This window comes from Gordonia sp. CNJ-863 (assembly GCF_001942325.1).
Taxonomy (GTDB): Bacteria; Actinomycetota; Actinomycetes; order Mycobacteriales; family Mycobacteriaceae; genus Gordonia; species Gordonia alkanivorans.
The window spans coordinates 343,837-366,786 of the sequence record NZ_MKKG01000011.1 but is presented as its reverse complement, the minus strand read 5'-3'; the positions used below and the strand labels follow the sequence as shown (position 1 = coordinate 366,786).

18 protein-coding genes and 1 riboswitch are annotated in these 22,950 nt (G+C 69.2%); of the genes, 5 read left to right on the top strand and 13 right to left on the bottom strand.

Going from position 1 to position 22,950, the window contains the following annotated elements:
• Window positions 1-14 precede the first annotated feature (14 nt).
• A complete protein-coding gene (locus tag BJF87_RS07565; protein ID WP_006359227.1) occupies window positions 15-1,352 on the top strand; it encodes a diacylglycerol kinase family protein in 1,338 nt (445 codons plus the stop codon).
• Here BJF87_RS07565 and BJF87_RS07560 read toward each other — a convergent pair.
• The 6 genes from BJF87_RS07560 to BJF87_RS07535 all read right to left on the bottom strand — a co-directional run bounded on the left by BJF87_RS07560 (window position 1,323) and on the right by BJF87_RS07535 (window position 7,275).
• Entirely contained in the window at window positions 1,323-3,059 is a 1,737-nt protein-coding gene (locus BJF87_RS07560; protein WP_035750654.1) for a SulP family inorganic anion transporter, read from the bottom strand. The two genes, BJF87_RS07565 and BJF87_RS07560, sit on opposite strands and share 30 nt — an antisense overlap.
• A 57-nt stretch (window positions 3,060-3,116) precedes the next feature.
• Window positions 3,117-3,974 carry a polyphosphate kinase 2 gene (gene ppk2, locus BJF87_RS07555; RefSeq protein WP_042377563.1) on the bottom strand — a complete coding sequence of 286 codons (858 nt, stop codon included), beginning with the start codon at window positions 3,972-3,974 and terminating at the stop codon, window positions 3,117-3,119.
• Between the two features lie 332 nt (window positions 3,975-4,306).
• Window positions 4,307-5,533, bottom strand: a complete 1,227-nt coding sequence (locus BJF87_RS07550; protein ID WP_042376776.1) for an acyl-CoA dehydrogenase family protein — start codon at window positions 5,531-5,533, stop codon at window positions 4,307-4,309.
• 85 nt (window positions 5,534-5,618) lie between these two features.
• The gene (locus BJF87_RS07545) at window positions 5,619-6,143 is read right to left on the bottom strand and encodes a histidine phosphatase family protein (RefSeq protein WP_006359223.1); all 525 of its coding nucleotides are present in this window, start codon (window positions 6,141-6,143) and stop codon (window positions 5,619-5,621) included.
• An 18-nt stretch (window positions 6,144-6,161) separates the two neighbouring features.
• Window positions 6,162-6,989, bottom strand: a complete 828-nt coding sequence (locus BJF87_RS07540) for a CbtA family protein (protein WP_006359222.1) — start codon at window positions 6,987-6,989, stop codon at window positions 6,162-6,164.
• Between the two features lie 52 nt (window positions 6,990-7,041).
• A complete protein-coding gene (locus BJF87_RS07535; RefSeq protein ID WP_006359221.1) occupies window positions 7,042-7,275 on the bottom strand; it encodes a CbtB domain-containing protein in 234 nt (77 codons plus the stop codon).
• Between the two features lie 37 nt (window positions 7,276-7,312).
• Window positions 7,313-7,473, bottom strand: a riboswitch (cobalamin riboswitch).
• 27 nt (window positions 7,474-7,500) lie between these two features.
• On the opposite strand from BJF87_RS07535, the gene BJF87_RS07530 reads away from it, so the two are divergent.
• Window positions 7,501-12,135 (top strand): ATP-dependent helicase, encoded by a 4,635-nt coding sequence (locus tag BJF87_RS07530; protein ID WP_075862871.1) that lies wholly within the window; start codon window positions 7,501-7,503, stop codon window positions 12,133-12,135.
• Window positions 12,128-12,919 (top strand): DNA-formamidopyrimidine glycosylase family protein, encoded by a 792-nt coding sequence (locus BJF87_RS07525; protein WP_042376761.1) that lies wholly within the window; start codon window positions 12,128-12,130, stop codon window positions 12,917-12,919. Before BJF87_RS07530 ends, BJF87_RS07525 begins: the two co-directional genes overlap by 8 nt.
• Window positions 12,920-13,017: 98 nt before the next feature.
• Here BJF87_RS07525 and BJF87_RS07520 read toward each other — a convergent pair whose 3' ends face one another.
• Together BJF87_RS07520 and glpD are read right to left on the bottom strand one after the other, a co-directional pair.
• Window positions 13,018-13,440 carry a pyridoxamine 5'-phosphate oxidase family protein gene (locus BJF87_RS07520; protein ID WP_006359218.1) on the bottom strand — a complete coding sequence of 141 codons (423 nt, stop codon included), beginning with the start codon at window positions 13,438-13,440 and terminating at the stop codon, window positions 13,018-13,020.
• A gap of 116 nt (window positions 13,441-13,556) precedes the next feature.
• The gene (glpD, locus tag BJF87_RS07515; protein WP_006359217.1) at window positions 13,557-15,299 is read right to left on the bottom strand and encodes a glycerol-3-phosphate dehydrogenase; all 1,743 of its coding nucleotides are present in this window, start codon (window positions 15,297-15,299) and stop codon (window positions 13,557-13,559) included.
• 75 nt (window positions 15,300-15,374) lie between these two features.
• Here glpD and glpK point away from each other — a divergent pair, with 75 nt between their 5' ends.
• Window positions 15,375-16,862 carry a glycerol kinase GlpK gene (gene glpK, locus BJF87_RS07510; protein ID WP_040004187.1) on the top strand — a complete coding sequence of 496 codons (1,488 nt, stop codon included), beginning with the start codon at window positions 15,375-15,377 and terminating at the stop codon, window positions 16,860-16,862.
• Window positions 16,863-16,881: 19 nt separating this feature from the next.
• Here glpK and BJF87_RS07505 read toward each other — a convergent pair whose 3' ends face one another.
• The 3 genes from BJF87_RS07505 to BJF87_RS07495 form a co-directional block, all read right to left on the bottom strand.
• Window positions 16,882-17,322: a hypothetical protein gene (locus BJF87_RS07505; RefSeq protein WP_006359215.1), complete on the bottom strand. Its 441-nt coding sequence runs from the start codon at window positions 17,320-17,322 to the stop codon at window positions 16,882-16,884.
• A complete protein-coding gene (locus BJF87_RS07500) occupies window positions 17,316-18,638 on the bottom strand; it encodes a hypothetical protein (RefSeq protein WP_042376759.1) in 1,323 nt (440 codons plus the stop codon). The genes BJF87_RS07505 and BJF87_RS07500 overlap by 7 nt, the downstream gene beginning before the upstream one ends.
• A gap of 103 nt (window positions 18,639-18,741) precedes the next feature.
• Window positions 18,742-20,145: an NAD(P)H-quinone dehydrogenase gene (locus BJF87_RS07495; protein ID WP_006359213.1), complete on the bottom strand. Its 1,404-nt coding sequence runs from the start codon at window positions 20,143-20,145 to the stop codon at window positions 18,742-18,744.
• Window positions 20,146-20,475: 330 nt separating this feature from the next.
• Between BJF87_RS07495 and BJF87_RS07490 the strand changes: the two genes are divergently transcribed.
• On the top strand, window positions 20,476-20,958 hold the full coding sequence (locus tag BJF87_RS07490) for a gamma-glutamylcyclotransferase (RefSeq protein ID WP_006359212.1): 483 nt from the start codon (window positions 20,476-20,478) through the stop codon (window positions 20,956-20,958).
• A 49-nt stretch (window positions 20,959-21,007) separates the two neighbouring features.
• Here the strand turns inward: BJF87_RS07490 and BJF87_RS07485 are convergent, their stop codons facing one another.
• Window positions 21,008-22,243, bottom strand: coding sequence for an amidohydrolase (locus tag BJF87_RS07485; protein WP_042376757.1), 1,236 nt, complete (start codon window positions 22,241-22,243; stop codon window positions 21,008-21,010).
• Window positions 22,240-22,941 (bottom strand): enoyl-CoA hydratase/isomerase family protein, encoded by a 702-nt coding sequence (locus tag BJF87_RS07480; protein WP_042376755.1) that lies wholly within the window; start codon window positions 22,939-22,941, stop codon window positions 22,240-22,242. Before BJF87_RS07480 ends, BJF87_RS07485 begins: the two co-directional genes overlap by 4 nt.
• Window positions 22,942-22,950 lie beyond the last annotated feature (9 nt).

Below are 22,950 nucleotides of genomic sequence, written 5' to 3'. Positions count from 1 at the left end.
GAGGCTGCGGCGTCATGAACGTGGAAACGGCGGCGGCCGTCGACGAGCGTCCCGTGTCCCGACGATGGTGGGCCCGCGCCGCACTCGCGGCCGTGATCGTCGCGATCCTCCTGCCGATCGCGGTATCGGGACTGCGGGCACTCCTCACGCTTCTGCTGGTCTGCGTGATCTGCACGGTCGTCATCGTCGTAGCGGCCTACTGGTTCCTGATCAGCCGCGGCGCGGTCCGTGCACTGGCCGCTGTCGTCGTCGTCCTGCCACTCCCGTTCGTGGCGATCTACCTGATCCGCGAAGGTCAGCTCTGGGTCGTGATCGTGTCCGCGGCGCTCGTCGTCGTCGCGATCGCCTGCGCGCGGCGAGCGTTGCGACCGACTCCGGCCCAGTCGCTCATGCCGGAGCATCCGGCCCCGCCGGTGCTCCATCCCTTCCTGGTGATGAATCCGCGCTCGGGTGGCGGTAAGGTCGTCCGCTTCGACCTGCCACGCCGTGCCGAGGCACTCGGCGCCGAGGTCGCACTGCTGAGCGGGCCCGAGCATCTCGACGTCACGGAGTTGGCGGGGGACGCGGTCCGCCGGGGAGCCGACCTGTTGGGCGTGGCGGGCGGCGACGGCACGCAGGCGCTGGTCGCGGCTGTCGCAGCGGAGTACCACGTGCCGTTCCTCGTGATCAGCGCCGGCACACGTAACCACTTCGCCCTCGACCTCGGGCTGGACCGGAAGGACCCCGCACGCTGCCTGGACGCCCTCCACGACGGGGTCGAGGTGCATGTCGACCTCGGCTGGATCAACGGGCATCCATTCGTCAACAACGCGTCGTTCGGCGTCTACGCAGAGGTCGTGCAGAGTCCGCAGTACCGGGACGACAAGACCCGGACGGTCCTGCGGATGCTGCCGGACCTCCTCGGCGGCGTCACCGGCACCGGCCTGCGCGCCCGCATCGGCGACGACACCGTGACCGGGCCGCAGGCGATCCTGGTGAGCAACGGCCCCTACGCCACGAATGACGTGGCCGGCCTGGGGCGGCGCACGCGCATCGATTCCGGCCTGCTCGGTGTGGTGACGGTGTCGGTCGCCGACACCCGGCAGGCGGTGGGGCTGCTCCGACGCGGCCACGGACAGGGACTCGTACAGCGGACGGCGACCGAGGTCGTCGTCGAGGCCGACGCCGCGGAGATCCCGGTCGGCATCGACGGCGAGTCGGTGCGACTCCGGACACCGGTGCGCTGCACCATCTCCCCCGCGGCACTGCGGGTCCGTGTTCCACGCGAGCGCCCGGAGATCCGCGTCGCACCACCGCAACTGGACTGGGTCCGACTGTGGAATCTACTCCGGCCCGGAGCGGTCAGGGGTTGAGTCGGGGGCCGACCCGGGCGGCGATTGGACGCTCCGATATGCCTCGACAGCCGACTCGACCGTCGGGAAGAACCGGTCCTCGTCGAACCGGCCGTCGACGACGAAGCGGATGAGTTTGTCCTTCACCGGTCCCTTCAGCTCCGCGAACACCAGACGGATCGAGGACGATTCGAGTGCACGGTCGAGATCGATGAGCTCGTCGACGGCGGTGGTGTCGAGACCGGTGATCGGTTCGGCTGCGACGACGACCCACTTGACCGGTGGCTCGCTGTACGCCACCACATCCCGGACGTGCGCGGCGAAGATCTTGCCGTTGGCGAAGAACAGCGGTGCGTCGAAGCGGACCAGCACGAGCCCGGGAATCCGGTGTCCCTCCGGATGCCGGGTGACATCGAGAAAGCCCGTTCCCTCCAGCTCCACCAGCTCCGTACGATAGGGCTGCCAGGCCCTCGCCACCACGGCCACGAAGGACAACCCGATCGCGACCAGGATGCCCTCGAGCACACCCACGAGCGCGACGCCGACGAAAGCGGCTGCCGCCAAACCGAATTCGAGCTTGCTCAACCGCCAGATCCGGACCATGCCGGATATGTCGATGAGCGCGGTCGCCGCGACGATCACGACCGCCGCCAGCGTGGCGTCGGGTAGATAGGCGGTGACGCCGGGAGCCACGAGGACGAAGACCAGCACCGCGGCCGCCCCGACCGCTCCCGCGAGTTGCGTGCGTGCGCCGGCCTGTTCGGCGACCGGCGTACGTGAACCGCTGGCGGAGATGGGGAATCCGCCGAACAGGCCGGAGGCGATGTTGGCCGTGCCGATCGCCTTCATCTCCGTACTCCCGTCGACATCCTCACCGCGCCGGGCGGCGAATGTCCGTGAGAGCACGCCGGAGTCGGCGAAGGCGATGAGCGCGATTCCCGCGGCCGGCCCGAGAAGCGAGAGCACGTCATTCCAATCGGTCCCGCCGTACTGCGGAAGGGGCAGACCTGCCGGCAGGGCGCCGACCATGCCGATGTCGTCGTCGAGCCCGAGCACGGCCGTCACCACGATCGAACCGACCACGGCGACGAGGACACCCGGTACCCGTGCGAGCCACCGCCGGAACGCGACGATCACGACGAGACCGGCGAATCCCATCGCGGCGGCAACCGTGTCGGTCTTTCCGTCCAGCACCGAGGTGACGATCTCGCCGACCTCCTCGAACAGACCCGAGGCGTCGACCGAGAAGCCCAACAGCTTGGGCAGCTGTCCGATGACGACGATGAGCGCGATCGCGTTGAGGTACCCGAGTCTCAGCGGCTTGGAGAGGAGTTCGGTGACGAAGCCGAGCCGGAGGAATCCACCCAGGACGAGAATCGCCCCGACCAGTACGGCGAGGATCCCGGCGAGTGCCAGAGCGTCCTCCGGGTCACCGACGGCGGCCAGCGGCAGCACCGCTGCGGCGATCAGCGGCGCGAGCGACGAATCCGGGCCGAGCACAAGGATCTTCGACGGTCCGACCACGGCGTAAGCCGTCAGCGGCACGATCGTCGCCCACAGCCCCGCATACGCGGGCAGCCCGGCGGCTTCGGCGTAACCCATCCCGGCAGGGATCAGGAGCGCGGTCAGCACCAGCCCGGCGGTGACGTCTGTACGAAGCCACTCGCGTTTGTAGCTCCGGGCCGTCGCGAGCCCTGGAAGGCGCCACAACGCGGCGACGCCGCTCATGCGCGTGCCCGCCGCGGTGCGACGGCGACGCACTGATCACCGGTCATGTCACCGCTCCTAGTAGGGAGTGGGAATCCAGTGCAGCGCCTGGTCCGGCTGTCGGTAGCCGTGCGCCTTCTGCCGCTTCGGCAACGTGACCTCCGGACGTTCCAACGGGTCGTAGGGCACCTGACCGAGGAGATGGCTGATCACGTTGAGCCGACCGCGCTTTTTGTCGTCGTTGGAGGTGACATACCAAGGTGCCCAACCGGTGTCGGTGTAGCGGAACATCTCGTCGCGAGCCCGGGAGAAGTCGTACCAACGGCTGTAGGATTCGAGATCGGTCTTCGACAGCTTCCAGGTCTTGCGCGGATCGTCGATGCGACTCTGCAGGCGCTGGTTCTGCTGCTCCTGGCTGACCTCGAGCCAGTACTTCAGGAGGATGATCCCCGACTCGACCATCGCCCGCTCGACACTCGGGGTGTATTCCAGGAACTGGTGGACCTGTTCCTCCGTACAGAATCCGAGCACACGCTCGATCCCGGCACGGTTGTACCAACTCCGGTCGAAGATGACGACCTCACCCGCTGCCGGAAGGTGCGGTACATACCGCTGGAGATACAGCTGCGACTTCTCACGTTCGGACGGGACGGGCAGCGCGACGGTGCGGAACACTCGCGGGCTCACCCGCGCCGTGATCGCCTTGATGACACCCCCCTTGCCCGCCGTGTCCCGACCCTCGAAGACCACGCACACCTTGGCCCCCGACGACCTGACCCATTCCTGCATCGCCACCAGTTCGGCATGCAGGGGTTTGAGCGCCTTCCGGTATGCCTTGTCCGACATCGGACCGGCGGACCCGTCCGGTCGACCACCGACCAGCTCTCCGGTCGCTGACAGTTCGGGAGACATCTCCCGGTGCTTCTTCCCACCCATCGTTCACCTCACCATCGCGGAACGGCATGGGCAGCACAGCGAGGTCCCGAACTCCAGACACGAAGAGAAATACCGGAAACCTACGATTTGCCCGATTTGACGAATGCGACCGGAAACGAGCTTCGTCGCCACCGGATACGCGCGGTACCCACCTGCTGACATCGCCACCTCTTTCCTCGAAGGACTGGGCGAGTCACGTCGCATTGTCGACCGCCGGGCGCACGGTCACATCCGAATGCGCCGAACCGGGCCCAGAATTGCGCCGGTCCGCAATCGGGCCGTGAAAAAACGGCCCCGGCAGAGCTGCCGGGGCCGTCACCTCTCCCGGTGCATCAGCCGCGCAGCAGCCCCTTGGCGACGTGGGTCACCTGGATCTCGTTGCTGCCGGCGTAGATCATGAGCGACTTGGCATCTCGCGCGAGCTGCTCGACGCGGTACTCGGCCATGTAGCCGTTGCCGCCGAAGAGCTGGACGGCCTCCATCGCGACATCGGTGGCGGCCTTCGACGAGTAGAGCTTCATCGCCGACGCCTCCGACAGGCTCAGCGGCTTACCCGCCTTGCCGCGCTCGATCGCGCTGAAGAGCATGTTCTGCACGTTGATCCGGGCGATCTCCATCTCGGCGAGCTTGAGCTGGATGAGCTGGAACTGGGCGATCTCCTGACCCCACAGCTTGCGCGTCTTGGCGTAGTCGATCGACAGTCGTTGTGCCTCGTTGATGATGCCCAGCGAGAGCGCGGCGATGCCGACGCGTTCGGCGGTGAACCCAGCCTTGGCGCCTTCGGAGCCGCGCGAATCCTCACCGGTGTCCTCGGTCTCGCCGAGCAGACGGTCCTTGCCGACCCGGACGTTGTCGAAGAACAGCTCACCGGTCGGCGAGCTCATCATGCCCATCTTCTTGAACGGCTTGCCCTGCGTCAGGCCCGGCATCCCCTTGTCGAGGACGAAGGACAGCACCTTGCGGTCACGCATGGGGGTGCCGCTGCCGTCGTCGAGCTTCGCGAACACGACGATGGTGTCGGCGTACGGGCCGTTGGTGATGAACGTCTTCTGGCCGTTCAGGATGTAGTCGTCACCGTCGCGGCGGACGGTGGTCTTCATGCCGCCGAGAGCGTCGGAGCCCGAATCGGGTTCGGTGATCGCCCAGGCGCCGACCTTCTCCATGGTGACCAGCTCGGGCAGCCAGCGCTTCTTCTGGGCGAGCGTGCCCTTGCCCCGGATCGTCGAGGCGGTCAGGCCCATGCTCACACCGAGCGAGGCGACGAGGCCCAGGCACACACCGGCAAGCTCGATGTTGACCATCATGAACATCGAACCGCCCATGCCACCACCCTCGCCGGACGATTTCTTCTTCTCCCCGTTGGCCTCTGCCTCGAGTTCCTTTTCCAGCGCGTCCTTGGCCATCGCGTCGACCCCGAAGGTCGACAGCAGCTTGCGGGTGATGTCGTACGGAGGCAGCACGCCGGACTCGAGCTCGTCGAGATGTGGCCGGATCTCCTTGTCGATGAACGCGCGCAGCGCATCCCGCACCATCAGATCTTCATCGGACCACTCGAACATCGTCACTCTCCCCAGACAGTGCCCGCCGGGGGCGAACACGTTTCAGTTTTGCCGACTCAACTGTGTCAGGAGTCACTCACGATGTCTAGGTACGTCCGCCCGATTCTGTTTCTTCAGGGCGAATTCTCAGGGGCGGCCAGTGGTAGCAGGCCGCCGGCCGGACCTCGCACCGGAAGTATCCCGTGGCGTCGTCGCACAGAAGTGCCTGCGCGACGGGCATGGCCACGACGATCGACGCCCCGACGGTGATCGTGCGGTCGCGCCAGTCGTGCACCCGTCGCACGAACGCCTCGACACTCTCGCCGCCATGGGGCCGGGCCGCCGGATCGGTGAAGAAGGCCGCGAGCTCGCGTGGATCGATGTCCTCGGGCGCCGATCCCGCCCAGTTCCCGACATCGAGCGTGCGAAGCGCGTCGTCGACCTCGACCCGACCACCCAGGAGCCGGGCGCTCTCGAGTGTCGCGGGCTCGGGCCCGCAGAAGGACACCGGCCCGACGAGGGACGCGGCGAGCGCTTCGACGTCACGGCGGCCGCGGTCGTCCAGCGACGCGTCACCGCCGAAGCGCACCGATCGATTGGGACCGGTGCGCCCGGCGGTGATGATCTGCACAGGAATGGCAGTGCGCGGTCAGCTCTGCACGGCGTCGACCGTCGGCGACGTGCTGGAGCTCTTCGACCGCGCCATCGCGCCGAGGATCAGCGCGAAGGTCACCGTCAGCACCGTCCAGAGGATCACCTGGTTGGTGATCGTGTACACGCGGAAGTCGGCGACGACGTCCGCCGGGAAGCCGGGGAACACGATCTGGCCGGCGTCGGTGCGCACCGGCTCGGGCACCTCGTCGAACGACGGCAGCAGCGCGATGGTGACGCCGACCGCGATCACGTACGCGGCACCGCCCACGACGGCCGACACCAGTCCGCCGATCCTCGGCCGCAACCACAGCGCGAGTGCGACGGCCACGATCATCAGCACGACCGACGCGATCGTGACGGTCAGGAATGCACCCGTCCGTTCCCCGATCGTGTCGTCGTCCCCGACCGCAGGCGGGTTGGCCGGGTAGGCGAAGAACGGAACACCGAAGACGGCGACGAAACCGATCGCGCCGAGCGCCCCGGCGACGGCGCGGGCATCGGTGGCCGGATACCGGTTGCCGAGGTAACTCCACAGCACGGTGAAGGCGACCCCGAAGAACGCGCCCATGCACAGGGCGAACACCAGGTTTCCGACGCCGGCGCCCAGATTCTCCTGCATGGCGCGGGTGAAGACCTCGCCGCCGTCGCCGTGCGAATGGCCGCCGACCGTATGTGCCAGCGCCTCTTCGGCTTCCGAGCGTTCACCCTCGTAGTCGACGGCCTTCGACACCACGGGTTCGAGGTAGAACCGTGCGAAGACGAACGAGATGATGCCGGCGATCAGGCCCGAGAGCAGACCTGCGCCGATGAGTTTCTTCTCCATGTGAACTTGTCCCTACGTTGTGAGAGTCAGGCCGACGCAGTGCGGTGAACGCTCAGTGGCAGGGAAAGCCGAGGAAGTGGCGGGAGTCGTGCACGAACTCGTGCACATAGGTGTTCTCCCCGAAGACCGACACGACACCTTGGTCGTAGCCGAGGAAGTAGTAGGCGAGCCCGGCCAGGAGGACCGTGAGGCTCAGCCAGAGCGCTGCGCTCGCGACCGACAGGTTCGGTACCGAAATCGCACGGGTGGGTGACTTGACTGCTTCGGCCGTACGGGGAGACGTCATGGGATTGTCCTTTCGCCGATCTCGCGTCGGTGAGTGTGTCGGATCTTTTGGCGCCGGCACGGCATCCTGACTCACGTCTTCCCCAGGCGCCGTCGAAATCCTCGACCGCGTCCGGCGTTGTCGTTCACAGTGGCGCGACCGCTCCGGATTCTCACCGGATTCCCCGTACAGGCGTGTATCGACTGTATACCCAGACCTGTCGCACATGTGAGACATAGTGGAGAGATGCCCCGCCCCTCGGTTCTCGATCGCTTCACCGCCCCCACCCGGCGATGGTTCACCGGAGCGTTCACCAAGCCGACCGCGGCCCAGAAAGGCGCCTGGACCTCGATCGCCGACGGCGCGAACACCCTGGTCATCGCCCCGACCGGGTCCGGCAAGACGCTCGCGGCATTCCTCTGGGCGCTCGACCGGCTGGCCGCCGACGCCGCCACCCGCCGTCCGGGCACGAAGGTCGTCTACATCTCGCCGCTGAAGGCGCTCGCCGTCGACGTGGAGCGCAATCTACGCGCGCCCCTCACCGGGATCACCCGTGCGGCGCAGGAATTGGACCTGCCCGAACCGAACATAACGGTCGGTGTCCGGTCCGGCGACACCTCGGCCGCTGACCGCCGCGCTCTGGTGAAGACCCCGCCCGACATCCTGATCACCACGCCCGAGTCGCTCTACCTGATGCTGACCTCCGCGGCCCGGGAGAGCCTCACGAATGTCGAGGCGATCATCGTCGACGAGGTCCATGCGGTCGCCGCCACCAAACGCGGCACACATCTGGCCCTGACCCTCGAGCGCCTCGACGAGCTGCTCGAGAAGCCCGCCCAACGGATAGGCCTGTCGGCGACCGTGCGGCCTCCCGAGGTCGTCGCCGGGTACCTGTCCGGCTCGGCGCCCTGCCAGGTCGTCAAGCCCAAGGCCGACAAGACCTTCGATCTCCGCGTCGACGTGCCGGTCGAGGACATGGCGAACATCCCGCCGGCACCCGGCCCGGACGGCGCCGACCCGGCCGAGCTCGACGACGCATTCTCCCCCACGGCCGGTTCGCTGTGGCCGTACGTGGAGGCGTCGATCGTCGACCAGATCGAGGCCAACCGGGCGACGATCGTGTTCGCGAACTCCCGTCGGCTCGCCGAGAAGCTGACCGCGCGGCTCAACGAGATCCACGCCGAGCGGCAGGGTGTCACGCCCGAGCCCACCGCCAACCCGACGGTCGCGGGCGGGGCTCCCGCGTGCGTGATGGGCAGCGGGGCGAGTTCCGGCGCCGAGGCGGTCCTCGCGCGGGCACACCACGGTTCGGTGAGCAAGGAGCAGCGCGCGCAGATCGAGGACGACCTCAAGGCCGGTCGCCTGTCCTGCGTCGTGGCGACCAGCTCGCTCGAACTCGGTATCGACATGGGTGCGGTGGATCTCGTGATCCAGGTGGAGGCCCCGCCGTCGGTGGCCAGCGGCCTGCAGCGCATCGGCCGCGCCGGCCATCAGGTGGGCGAGATCAGCCAGGGCATCCTCTATCCCAAACACCGCACCGATCTGCTGCACTGCACGGTCACCGTCGGGCGCATGCTCGACGGTGCGATCGAGGAGATCAAGGTTCCCCAGAATCCCCTCGACATCCTCGCGCAGCAGACCATCGCGGCCGCCGCCGTCGACGATCTCGAGGTCGACCACTGGTACGAGGTCGTTCGCCGGGCGGCTCCCTACCGCGACCTCGGACGCGGGGTCTTCGACGCCACCCTCGATCTCATCGCCGGGCGGTTCCCCTCAGACGAGTTCGCCGAACTCCGGCCGCGGGTCAACTGGGACCGCGACGCGGGCGTGATCACCGGCCGCCGTGGCGCCCAACGACTCGCCGTCACCTCCGGCGGGTCGATCCCCGATCGCGGACTGTTCGGCGTCTTCATGGTCGGCGAGAAGTCCACGCGCGTGGGCGAACTCGACGAGGAGATGGTGTACGAGTCGCGGGTCGGCGATGTCTTCGCCCTCGGCGCGACGAGCTGGCGCATCGAGGACATCACCCACGACCGCGTCCTGGTGTCGCCGGCCTTCGGGCAGCCCGGCAGGCTGCCGTTCTGGATCGGCGACGCGATCGGACGTCCCGCCGAACTCGGTGCGGCGATCGGCGCGTTCACCGGGGCCATCGCCGATCCCGGGAAACTCGACGCCCATGCCGAGAGGCTCGGACTCACCGAGAACGCCCGCACCAACCTGGCCACGCTCATCGCCGAACAGCGCGAGGCGACCGGTCACCTCCCCACCGACCGGACGCTCGTCGTCGAACGGTTCCGCGACGAACTCGGCGACTGGCGCGTCATCCTGCACTCCCCCTATGGCTTGCGTGTCCACGCGCCGTGGGCGAGCGCCATCTCCCAACGACTCCTCGCGACACTGGGTATCGAGGGCGCCACCACCGCCTCCGACGACGGCATCATCCTGCGTCTGCCCGACACCGACGACGCACCCCCGGGTGCCGACGTCTTCCTCCTCGATCCCGACGAGGTCGAACAGCTCGTGACCGACGGTCTCGCCGACTCGTCGATGTTCGCCTCGCGGTTCCGCGAATGTGCCGCGCGCGCACTGCTCCTGCCGCGGCGCGATCCCGGCCGGCGCGCGCCGCTGTGGCAGCAGCGGCAGCGCAGCGCCCAATTGCTCTCCGTCGCATCCAAGTTCCCGGACTTCCCGATCGTCCTCGAAGCGGTTCGCGAGTGCCTGCAGGACGTGTACGACCTCCCGGCACTGCTCGACCTGCTCGGCCGCATCCGGTCGCGCCGGATCCGCGTCGTGGAGACCGAGACCCCGAGTCCGTCGCCGTTCGCGGCGTCGCTGCTGTTCGGCTACGTCGGCGCCTTCATGTACGCCGACGACGCGCCGCTCGCCGAACGTCGAGCCGCCGCCCTGTCCCTCGACACCAGCCTCCTCGCGCAGCTGCTCGGCCGCGTCGACCTGCGTGAGCTCCTCGATCCCGGCGTCATCGCCGAGGTCATCGCCCGCCTGCAACGCCTGTCACCCGACCGCCAGGCACGCGACGCCGAGGACGTCGTCGACCTCCTCCGCTGGCTCGGACCGCTGACCACCGAAGAGGTCGAGCCGAGATATCGGGGAGAAGCGGCGGTGGCCGAGGTGCTGGCCGAGCTGCACCGCAGCGGGCAGATCATCTCGGTCAACCACAACCGGCGCGCGCTGTGGGCGTCGATCGACGACACCGCACGACTCCGCGACGCACTCGGAGTCCCTGCACCGATGGGCATCCCGGCGGCCTACCTCGAACCGGTACCCGACCCGGTCGGCGACCTCATCGGGCGCTACGCCCGCACCCACGGGCCCTTCACCGTCACCGACGCGGCGGCGTCCCTGGGCATCGCGACCGCCGTCGTCCGCGACACCCTGGCCCGCCTCGCCGCGGAACGACGCGTCGTCGAAGGTGATTTCCTGCCCGAGACCGGCACCGCCGATCCGGCCCAGGGAGCGGCACCGACCACCCAGTGGTGCCACACCGACGTCCTCGGTCAGATCCGGCGCGGGTCGCTCGCCGCGAGCCGGGCCGAGGTCGCACCGGTCGGCACCGAGGTTCTCACCCGCTTCCTCGTGGAATGGCAGCACGGTTCGCCCGGAACGCAGCTCCGCGGGGTCGACGGCCTCGCCACCGTCATCGACCAGCTGGCCGGTTACCCGCTGCCGGCGTCGGCCTGGGAGTCGCTGATATTGCCCGCGCGCGTCTCGGACTATGCCCCGTCCATGCTCGACGAGCTGCTGAGCAGCGGCGAGGTCGTGTGGTCGGGGCACGGCCGCATCGGCAACGCCGACGGCTGGGTGGCCCTGCACCCCGCCGACGTGGCCGCGTTCACCATCTCCGAGGCCGACACCATCGACACCACGGCCCTGCACGATGCGATCACCACCGCACTCCACCCCGGTGGTGCACTGCGGTTCCCGCAGATCGCCGCGGACATCAGCACCGGCACCACGACGCCGGCCGCGGACATCGAATCCGCACTCTGGGACCTGGTCTGGGCGGGACAGGTCAGCAATGACACGTTCGCACCCGTCCGCGCACTGCTGCATCCCCGGCGCAGCCCGACGACGCCACGGTCGGCGCCCGCCCACCGCGCCCGCGGCAGGGCCCCACGACTCCGCGCCGGTCGCCTCTCCGCGCGCTACCTGACCGAGCACGCCTCCGGGCCGCCGGTGTCGCCGACCGCGAGCGGCCGGTGGTTCGCCCTGGACCGACCCGAGATCGACCCGACCATCGCCACGCAGGCACTGTGCGACCAACTGCTCACGCGCTACGGCGTGATCACGCGGGGCAGCGTCACCGCCGAGGAGGTGACCGGCGGATTCGCCCGGGTGTACAAGGCGCTCACCATTTTCGAGGACAACGGCCAGGTCCGCCGCGGCTACTACGTCGACGGCCTCGGCGGCGCGCAGTTCGCCTCCCCGGCCACGGTCGACGAGTTGCGGCGTCACGCTCTCCCCGACCGCAAGCCGCCGCGCGAGGCGACCATCCTCGCCGCCACCGACCCCGGCAACCCATACGGCGCGGCGCTGGAGTGGCCACGATCCCGCGACGCCGACGCGGGACACCGCCCGGGCCGCAAGCCCGGCGCCCTGGTGGTGCTCGTCGACGGCGAACTCGTGTGCTTCGTCGAGCGTGGCGGCAAGACGCTGCTGACGTTCACCGATTCGATCCCGGCGCTGGAATCCGCCGCCGGCGCGCTGGTGGCCCTGGTCCGCGCCGGCCGGATCTCCCGGCTGACCATCGACGCGATCGACTCCGAACCGGTGCGCGGCACCGATTTCGGGAAGGTGCTCGTCGAGGCCGGTTTCTCCACGACCCCGCGCGGCATCCGACTCCGGTACGGAACCCATGCCTGAGGGCGACACCGTCTTCGCCGCGGCCGCGCGGCTGCGTCAGGGGCTGGAGGGACGAACCCTCACGTCGACGCAGTTCCGCATCCCGTCGCTCGCGACGTCGGACCTGTCGGGACGGACCGTCGTCTCCGTCCGATCGAGGGGCAAGCATCTGCTCATCGACGTCGGCGAGAGCGAGCCCGGCGCGGGCGACGCGCTCAGCATCCACTCGCATCTGAAGATGGAGGGCGTTTGGCACGTGCATCGCCGGGGCCAGAAGTGGCGTCGCCCCGCCTATCAGGCGCGCGTCGTGCTGCGCACCGACGACCACGAGGCCGTCGGCTTCGACCTCGGCACGCTCGAACTGCTCGCCGACCCGGACGCCGCCCTCGCGTATCTGGGACCGGACCTGCTGGCCGACGACTTCGACCGCGAGGCGGCGATCCGACGCCTCGCCGCCGACCCCGACCAGACGATCGGCGCGGCACTCCTCGACCAGCGCCTCATGGCCGGCGTCGGCAACGTCTTCCGCAGCGAGATCTGTTATCTGCGTGGCGTTCTCCCGACCCGACCGGTCGGCGAGGTGGATCTCGGTCCGATGGTCGATCTCAGCCGACGTCTGTTGTGGGCCAACCGAATGGGCTCGGCTCGCACCACCACCGGCCAGACCTCACCGAACGGGCGGATGTGGGTCTACGGCCGCAAGGGACAGCTGTGCCGCCGCTGCGCGACGATCATCAAGCGCGGCGAGATCCCGTCGACCGGCGGCGATCGATCCATCTACTGGTGCCCGCGCTGCCAGACCTGATGCGTAAACCCAGCCCTGTTCCGTAGAGCCACCCCCGGCAAGTGGGCTGGGTTCACGGATAAGGGCTGGGTTTGCGATGGCGGCCGGGTTTGCGGAGCTCAGACGGGATAGCGCTCGGGTTCGGGCCCGAACTCGAAGCGGCGCGCGGTGATCTCCTCGACGGCGATCTCCACGTAGTTGTATTTCACCGTCGCGATCCACGGGCGCAGGGGCAGCTTGTCGGCCGCCTCGATGTCGCCGAACGACGTCAAAACGCGTGCCGTTCCCTTGGCGACGACGCTCCAGCCGCCGGTGTCGGTGTGGGCGTCGGTCTCGAACGCCACGCGGTTGTTCACGACGACTTCGGAGAGTTTCGTCCCCTCACCGGTGCGCAGCGTGATCTTGCCGTCCGCGGCGTGGTAGTTGACGGGGAAGATGTCGGGTGAACCGTTGACGCTCAACGCGATACGACCCAGCTCGGCGGAGCCGAGTAGTTCCCATGCCTCTTGCGGGCCGAGGACCTGAACCGGAGTCTCTGTCATGACCAGTCCCTTCTCTCCCCCACCCTCGATCCTGCCTCGGGGACGTCGGACCGAACAGAGGCCAACGGCCCACTCATCCGGAACACAATGTCACCGAACCGGCGAAACCGGCGATCTCACTCCGGGACGGGTACCGGCTCGAGAATCTCCGAACGCGCCTCGGGCGCGGCCGCCCGCAGTGCGTCGGCGGAATCGTCGTCGGGTTGCTGTTGCGACGCCACCTCGGCCTCGACGCGCGCGATGTAGTTGGCCACCTCGAAGTCGCGCTTCTCGGTGGTCCACCCGAGAAGGGGTGCGAGCAGATCGGCGACCTCGCCGGCGCAGTCGACGCCGCGGTGCGAGTACTCGATCGCGATCCGGGTGCGCCGGGCCAGCACGTCCTCGAGATGGAGCGCGGCCTCGGCGACCGCTGCGTACACCACTTCGACGCGCAGATACTGCGGCGCGGCGGCCAGCGGTGCGAGCAGCGACCTGTCCTCCTGCGCGTAGTAGAGCACGTCGTCGATCAGCGAGCCGTAGCGGTTGAGCAGTCGCCGAACCCGGTACGGGTGCAGGCCGTATCGCTCCCCGAGATGTTCGCACTGGTTGATCAGCGCGAAGTATCCGTCCGCACCGAGCAGCGGCACCCGCTCGGTGATCGACGGCGCCACCCGGGTGGGAATGAAGTCGTTGCACGCATCGACGGCGTCGGCGGCCATGACCCGGTAGGTGGTGTACTTGCCACCCGCGATCGACACCAGACCCGGTGCCACGGTGGCGACGGCATGCTCACGCGAGAGCTTCGACGTCTCGTCGTCCTCGCCCGCCAGCAGCGGTCGCAAACCGGCGTAGACGCCCTCGATGTCGTCGTGGTTCAGCTTGGTGACCAGCACCTCGTTGACGCGTTCCAGGATGTAGTCGATGTCCGCCCGGGTGGCGGCCGGGTGCGCGAGGTCGAGGTTCCAATCGGTGTCGGTGGTGCCGATGATCCAATGCGTCTCCCATGGGATGACGAACAGCACCGAGTTGGCGGTGCGGAGGATGATCGCGGTCTCGCTGACGATCCGGTCGCGCGGCACCACGATGTGCACGCCCTTCGACGCGCGCACCTTGAAGTGGCCGCGCTGCTTGGACAATGCCTGCACCTCGTCGGTCCAGACCCCGGCGGCGTTGATGACGCAGTGGGCGCGCACCTCGGTGACGTCGCCGTTCTCGGTGTCGCGCACACGGACTCCGAGGACGCGGTCGGATTCGCGCAGGAAACCGATCACCTGTGTCGAAGTGCGGATGACCGCGCCGTAGTTCGCCGCGGTGCGGGCCACCGTGAGGCTGTGCCGCGCGTCGTCGACAACCGTGTCGTAGTAACGGATTCCGCCGATGAGCGAGCTGCGCTTGAGCGCCGGAGCCACGCGCAGGGCACCCGAGCGGGTCACATGTTTCTGCCCGGGGACCGATTTCGCGCCGCCCATGCGGTCGTAGAGGAAGATCCCCGCCGCGACATACGGCCGCTCCCAGACCCGCTGCGTCAGCGGGTAGAGGAACGGGAGGGGTTTCACCAGGTGCGGGGCCAGCAGCCGTAGCGAGAGTTCGCGCTCCTTGAGTGCCTCACGGACGAGCCCGAATTCGAGCTGTTCCAGGTAGCGCAGACCGCCGTGGAACATCTTCGACGACCGGCTCGACGTCCCCGAGGCGATGTCACGCGCCTCGACCAGGGCCACCCGCAGACCGCGCGTGGCGGCGTCGAGTGCGGCACCCACGCCGACCACCCCGCCGCCGATCACGACGACGTCGAACTGTTCCTCACCGAGCCGCCGCCACGCTTCGGCTCGGTAGAGCGGGCCCATGTCCGCCGGCCGGTCCGGGTTGAACTCGGTGTTCATGTTCGCCGAGCCTAATTGATCTCGGGCCGCACCACAGCGTGCGACACTGACGGCGTGGGCAGTTCAGGCAAATACGTGGCGGCGATCGACCAGGGGACCACCTCCACCCGGGCGATGATCTTCGACCACCAGGGACGCGTCGTCGGCGTCGAACAACTCGAACACGAGCAGATCTTCCCGCGGGCCGGCTGGGTCGAACACGACGCCGCCGAGATCTGGCGCAACACCCGCCGCGTGGGTGCTGCCGCGCTGGCCTCGGCCGAGTTGACCGCCAGGGACATAGTCGCCTGCGGCATCACCAATCAGCGCGAGACCACGGTGATCTGGGACCGCGAGTCCGGGAAGCCGGTCCACAACGCGATCGTCTGGCAGGACACCCGCACCGGCGACGTGTGCAGGGAACTCGCGGGCGACGTGGGCGACGACCGTTTCCGCGAACGCACCGGTCTCCCGCTGTCCACCTACTTCGCCGGGCCCAAGATCCGCTGGCTGCTCGACAACGTCGACGGTCTGCGCGAGCGCGCCGAGGCTGGTGAATTGTGCTTCGGCACAATGGATTCCTGGATCGCGTGGAACATGACCGGCGGTGTCGACGGCGGGCAGCACGTCACCGACGTCACCAACGCCTCACGCACCATGCTCATGGATCTGCGGACGTTGAGTTGGGATGAGGAGATCTGCGCGGAGATGGGCATCCCGATGTCCATGCTGCCCGAGATCCGCAGCTCGTCCGGCGAATTCGGCTCGCTGCGCGGCAACGGCCCACTGCCCGGCGTCCCCCTGACCGGTATCCTCGGCGACCAGCAGGCCGCCACCTTCGGTCAGGCCTGTCTGAACCCCGGCGAGGCCAAGAACACCTACGGGACCGGGAACTTCCTGTTGCTCAACACCGGCACCGAGCCGGTCTTCAGCGAGCACGGCCTGCTGACGACGGTCTGCTACCGCATCGGCGACCAGGAGGCGCGGTATGCGCTCGAAGGGTCGATCGCCGTGACCGGATCGCTCATCCAGTGGCTGCGAGACAATCTCGGTCTCTTCTCGGAGGCGGCGGATGTCGAGAGGCTGGCCGCGGAGGTCGACGACAACGGCGGCGCATACTTCGTCCCGGCGTTCTCCGGTCTGTTCGCGCCGCGCTGGCGTTCGGATGCCCGCGGCGTGATCGTCGGCCTGACCCGCTTCGTCAACAAGGGCCACCTGGCCCGAGCTGCGCTGGAGGCCAGCGCCTTCCAGACCCGCGAGGTCATCGAGGCGATGCAGGCCGACGCCGGGATGGAGCTGTCCACGCTCAAGGTCGACGGCGGGATGGTGGTCAACGAATTGCTCATGCAGTTCCAGGCCGACATCCTCGACGTCCCGGTCGTGCGACCCGTGGTCAACGAGACCACCGCGCTGGGCGCGGCCTACGCCGCCGGTCTGGCCGTGGGGTTCTGGGAGAGCGAGGACGACATCCGCGCCAACTGGGCCGAGGACAAGCGGTGGAAGCCGACCATGGCCGAGGAGGAACGGGACCGCCTGTACGCCGAGTGGAACCGGGCCGTCGAGCACAGCTTCGGTCTGGCGTGATTCACCGGTCCGGCGTGATTCAGACGACGAAATCGGCAAGGACGCCGACGACGCCCGCACTGCCGCCGAGGGCCGCGGCAGCCTCGTAGGCCGCCTCCCGCAGGGCCGTTCGCGGAGCCTCGGCCGTCGTCGACACCGACATGGCGGCGAGGACACAGTCGAGAGCCCGGGCCCGCCGGAAGCTGTCCAGCTGGGCGTCGACGTCGCCGCGCCGCTGGTGCGCGAACGAGTCGAAATCCTGTTGCGCGGCGACCACTCTCAACGCGCCCACACCCGCCGGGTCGGCACTTCCCTGCTGCCGCCATTGCCGGATCACGTCGCGGATCTCGGGCGTCGACGCGCCCGTGACGTCCATCACCGTGGCGACGAGGAGGTGCAGGCACCGGACGATGTCCTCGTCGGGTACGGCGGAGGCCAGCCGGGCGACACCCCCGGGCAGCCGGTCGACCCGGCTCAGCATGTCCGGCCCCGCGTGTTCGGCGACGATTCGTCGCCGTCGGTGCGCGTGTCGGAGGTGCCCGGCGAACGATCCGACGGGGTGAGCGCCTCCCCCGGTGTGGGACGGAAGGCCGGGGTCTCGGACGGGGTCGAGGCACGCTGGGGGATCCAGTCGCCGATGACCGGCGGACCGACCATCGGCAGATCGCCGACGATCTCCGCGCCGTGCTCACGGTTGTGCAGATAGGGCGCAGCCTTGTGCTGGTCGCCGTTGTCGGCTCCGGGTCGACGGCCCATCGGCGGTGCGCCGGCCGGACCCACCGGTGGGGTGGTCCCGGCACGCGGTGCGGCAGCGCTCGCGGCGGGCGGCGTCGACGCCGTGGGCGTCGCAACACCCGGCGCCGACGTCGACAGCGGGAGTGGTCCGACGACCGGGCTCGGCACTGGGCCTAATCCCGACCCGGAACCTGCTCCCCCGGAACGGGATTCGTTCCCGGTTCCCGATCGTCCGGAGTCGGCGAGACCGTGCGTGCCGCTTCCCGGGGTGCCCCGGCCGCCGCGGAGAAGACCGTCGGGGTCGTCGGCACCCCCGCGGCCGGACGATCCCGACGACGACGAGGACGAGGACACCGGAGTCACCGGGGTGGGTCCGCCGCCCGCCGGTCCCGGAGCCGCCCCGGTGGTCGCGACTGGGATCGCACCGCCACCGGAACGGCCGAAGTCCCCGGCGTCGACGGTGTTCGCGGCCTGCCCCCGGGGTGCCTCGGAACCCGAACCCGAGCCGACTCCGGCTGCCGACATGCCACCCACTCCGCGAACCATGTCGTCCGGCCCGGTGGGCTCGGGAAGCGAGTGCTGGACCCGTTGCATCGGTGACGAATACGTACCCGACATGGTCCGGTCCGCCTCGAACCGCACCGTCGGCGCGTCCTCGGGATTGTCGCGGAGGTGCTGCTGCAGTTCGCGCAGCCGTCCTTCCTGCCCCCGTGTCGCACCGACGATCCCGACCGCGCTGCTCAGTGCCTCGCCGACGACGGTTGCCGTCTCCACACTCCGCTGCATGGCGTCGGACAACGATTTCCCCGCCTCGAGGGCGGTGTCGGAGGCGAGGCCGCGCAGGTCGTCGCCGAACATCGCCGCCATCCGCTCCGACGCACGGCGCACCGCGTCGATCGCCTTGAGGATCGTCTCGACGTCACCGGCCGCCTGGCCGGGCTTCATGGTGCGGAGGGTGTCGATGATCTCGTCGATGCCCATGCCGGCCCAGTCGGTGCGTCCGCCGCCGAAGGACGGCGCGTTCGACACGCCACGGTTGTTCTGGGCGAACGGCCCTGTCACGAGAACGACCCCGTCACGACATCTTCCCCCCAACGTCGCGGTGCGCCCGACCCCCGGGCGGATTCTCGACGACCCTACCGCGATCGAGAGGAGTCGCCGATTGTCAGTCCAGATCGTCGTGACGGACGAGCTGACGCGCCGCCTCGGTGATCGACCCGGACAGCGACGGGTACACCGAGAAGGTCTGCGCGAGATCGCCGACCGTCAGTTTGTTCTGCACCGCGAGGGCCAGCGGGAGGATGAGCTCGGAGGCGTTCGGGGCCACCGCGACGCCACCGATCACCACGCCGGTGGCGGGGCGGCAGAAGATCTTCACGAAACCGCGTCGCAGACCGCTCATCTTGGCGCGCGGGTTGGTCGCCAGCGGCAGCATCACGGTGCGGGCGGGGTACTCGCCGGCGTCGATGGCCTTCTGCGACACCCCGACGGTGGCGATCTCGGGACGCGTGAAGATCGCCGACGCAACGGTTTTCAGCTTGATGGGGCTGACGCCCTCACCCAGTGCGTGGTACACCGCGATGCGGCCCTGCATGGCGGCCACCGAGGCCAGCGGCAGCAGGCCGGTGCAGTCGCCGGCGGCGTAGATGCCCGGCACCGAGGTCCGCGACACCCGGTCCACCTGGATGTAGCCGCCCTTGTCGACCTCGACACCGGCCCGCTCGAGTTCGAGGTTCGCGGTGTTGGGGATCGAACCGACGGTCATCAGCACGTGGCTACCGGTGACCGCGGACCCGTCGGCGAGATGGGCGGTGACGGTGTCGCCGTCGCGGACGACCTTGTCGGCGCGGGCGTGCTTGACGAGTTCGACGCCGCGTTCGGCGAGCGCGTCCTCGAGCACCAGGGCCGCGTCCTCGTCCTCGTGCGGGAGGACGCGGTCGCGGCTCGACACCAGAGTCACCTTCACACCGAGTTCGGTGTAGGCGTGGACGAACTCGGCGCCGGTGACACCCGAACCGATGACCACGAGATGCTCGGGCAGTTCCTCGAGGTCGTAGAGCTGGCGCCAGGTGAGGATGCGTTCGCCGTCGGGCTGGGCGTCGGGCAGGATGCGCGGCGACGCGCCGGTCGCGATGAGCACGACGTCGCCGTCGAAGCGCTGGGTGCTGCCGTCGGCCAGGGTCGCGAGAACACTGTGGGTCGAGAGGCCGACCTGGGTCTCGTCGAGGACGGCGGTACCGGAGACCAGCTTGACGCCCTCGCTCACGAGTCGCGACTTGATGTCGGCGGACTGGGCGAAGGCGAGGTCGCGCACGCGCTGGTGGATCTGCGGGAGGGTGACCAGGGTGTCGTCGGTCTTGAGGTTGATGCCGAGGTCCACGGCACGACGAACCTCGGTACGGATGCCGGTGGAGGCGATGAACGTCTTCGACGGGACACAGTCCCACAGCACGCAGGCCCCACCGATGCCGTCCGAATCGATCACCGTGATGTCGGCGCCGTAGGCGGCCGCGGCGAGTGCCGCCTCATAGCCCGCTGGTCCACCGCCGATGATGACGATCCTGGTCACTGTGCACTCCTGTCCTTCACCGGTTTCGTCGCGGCTGCCTTCGTGGGGCACCGCGCGCCCGGGTGGTGTTGTCGAATGGGCGAACTGGCTGGCGCCGGACCGGCGGGCGTCCGACCGAATGGTGTCCGGCGGCAGATCCGACTGGGTCGAGCCCCGCGGGGTGGTGCGTCGCTCTGGTGTGGCGGACCGTCGCATGGTGTCGCGCCATGTACCAACCTAGTCCGGATCGTTCCGCAACACTCAGGTGGTGGCCCCGCATGCGTCGTACGCCACTCCTTCACCCCTGCCTGTCGCCTTCCGGAGTCGCCCCCGACCCACTAGGCTCCATCCGTGCCGATTTACGCAGCCTACGGAAGCAACATGCATCCCGAGCAGATGGCGGAACGTGCGCCACACTCGCCGATGTCGGGTACCGGATGGCTTCGCGGGTGGCGTCTGACCTTCGGTGGCGGCGACATCGGCTGGGAGGGATCCCTGGCGACGGTCACCGAGGATCGTGACGACCCCGACGCCCGTGTCTTCGTCGTCCTGTACGACGTGACCACCGAGGACGAGGAGCTGCTCGACCGCTGGGAGGGCTCCGAACTCGGCATCCACCGCAAGATCCGCGCCCGCGTCGACACCGCCGACGGCCCCGTGCTGGCCTGGCTCTACGTGCTCGACGCCTACGAGGGCGGTCTCCCCTCGGCCCGCTACCTCGGTGTCATGGCCGAGGCGGCGGAGATCGCCGGTGCCCCCGCCGACTACGTGCAGGACCTGCGGTTGCGCGAGTCGCGCAACGTCGGCCCCGGGCCTGGGCCCGTCGAATCCTGAGGCCAGGGCCCGTCGAATCCTGAGGCCGGGGCCCGTCGAACCCTGAGGCCTAGGGCGCGAACGGCGGCGTGAGCTCCGGCGGTTCGCCGGCGGCGCTGCGCGCGTTGAGGACGACGCCCGCGAGGGTGCGGACACCGATCGCCAGGGCACGTTCGTCGAGGTCGAAGTTCGGTGCGTGCAGATCGACCTGCGGGCCGAAACCGTCCCACACGCCGAGCCGGGCCATCGCGCCCGGCACCTGCTCGAGGTACCAGGAGAAGTCCTCGCCGCCGGGTGACTGCGGGGTGGCGGCGACGGCGTCGGGGCCGATCGCGGCGACCGCGCGTTCCAGCATGCCCACGGCGATCTCGTCGTTGACCACGGGCGGCACACCCCGGAAGTAGGAGAGGTCGTAGCGCACGCCGAGCGGCGCCAGGAGTTCGCCGACGACGCTGCGGACCAGCGGTTCGAGCGCGGCCCAGGTGTCGTGGTCGCCGGTGCGTACCGTGCCGCGCATCCTGCCTTCCTGCGGGATGGCGTTGGCGGCGCTGCCGGCGTTGGCCGCACCCCACACCATCACGGTTCCCGAGCGCGGGTCGACGCGCCGCGACAGAACCCCGGGCAGCCCGGTGATCACGGTGCCCATCGCGTAGATCAGGTCGCCGGTCAGGTGCGGGCGGGACGTGTGGCCGCCCGCGGAGTGGAGTTGCAGGTCGATGTGGTCGGCCGCCGAGGTCAGCGGACCCGACCGCAGGCCGACGGTGCCGACGGGCAGACGCGGATCGCAGTGCAGCGCGAAGATGCGTCCGAGCCCGCTGGTCACTCCGGCCTCGATGGCGTCGAGCGCACCGCCGGGCATGACCTCCTCGGCCGCCTGGAAGATCAGCCTGACCCCCACCGGGAGCGGTCCGGCCGAGGCCAGGAGCTTGGCCACGCCGATCAGGATCGCCGTGTGGGCGTCGTGTCCGCAGGAGTGGGACGCACCCTCGACCGTCGAGGTGAACGGGAGGCCGGTGTGTTCGGTGACGGGCAGCGCGTCCATGTCGGCGCGCAGGCCGATCCGCGGTTCGCCGGCCGGCCCGAGGTCGCAGACGACGCCGGTGCCCAGCGGGAGCCGACGCGGGTCGAGCCCCGCGGCCGACAGCTCGGCCATCACCAGTTCGGTGGTGCGCACCTCTTGCCGGGACAGTTCGGGGTGGGCGTGGAGGTCGCGTCGCCAGGCGATCAACCGAGGACCGTGCGCGGCCAGCCATGCGTCGATGATCTTCGACGCGTCGGGCAGGCTGCCCGCCTGCGCACCGGTCACGACAGGACCCCGGCGGGAGTCGGGACGGCGAGGTCGGCGAGCAGCGGTCCGCGGAGTCCCCGCTTGATCAGCGCGAGGTTGGGACCCACCGTCGCGGCACGCGCGGTGGCGATCTCGGCGGCGCGGGCGGTCAGTCGATCCGCCTCCACCGCCTCGTCGACGATGCCGGCGGCGACCGCATCGGCGGCACCGTAGCGGCGGCTGGTGTACATCGCCTCGGTCGCGGTCCGGTCGGTGAGTCGCGTGCGCAGAAGCGTCGACATGCCGCGGGTGAACGGCATGTTCAGGGCCGCCTCGGGCAGCGACCAGAATCCGCGCTCGGTACGCATCACCAGGTGGTCGGCGCAGAGGGCGAGCATGGCGCCGGCGCCGAAGGCGTGCCCGTTGACGGCCGCGACCGTCGGCACCGGGAGGGTGAGGATCGTGGCGTACAGCGCGTGCACCCGGTCGAGGTATGCGGGCAGCTGATCCGGCGCGGCGAAGATGTGGTCGGTGTCGAGCCCGTTGGTGAAGAACTTGCCGGTCGCGGTCAGCACCAGCGGACGCTTCGGGTCGGCGCTCACCTCAGCGAGCAACCGTTCCACCTCGTCGAGCCATTCCAGACGGAAGCGGTTCTCGGGGTTCGACTCGTCGAGCTCGGCGCCCTTGGCCCCGAGATGGAGTTCGACGACCTCCCCGACCTCGTTGAGATATGGCATGAACTGACC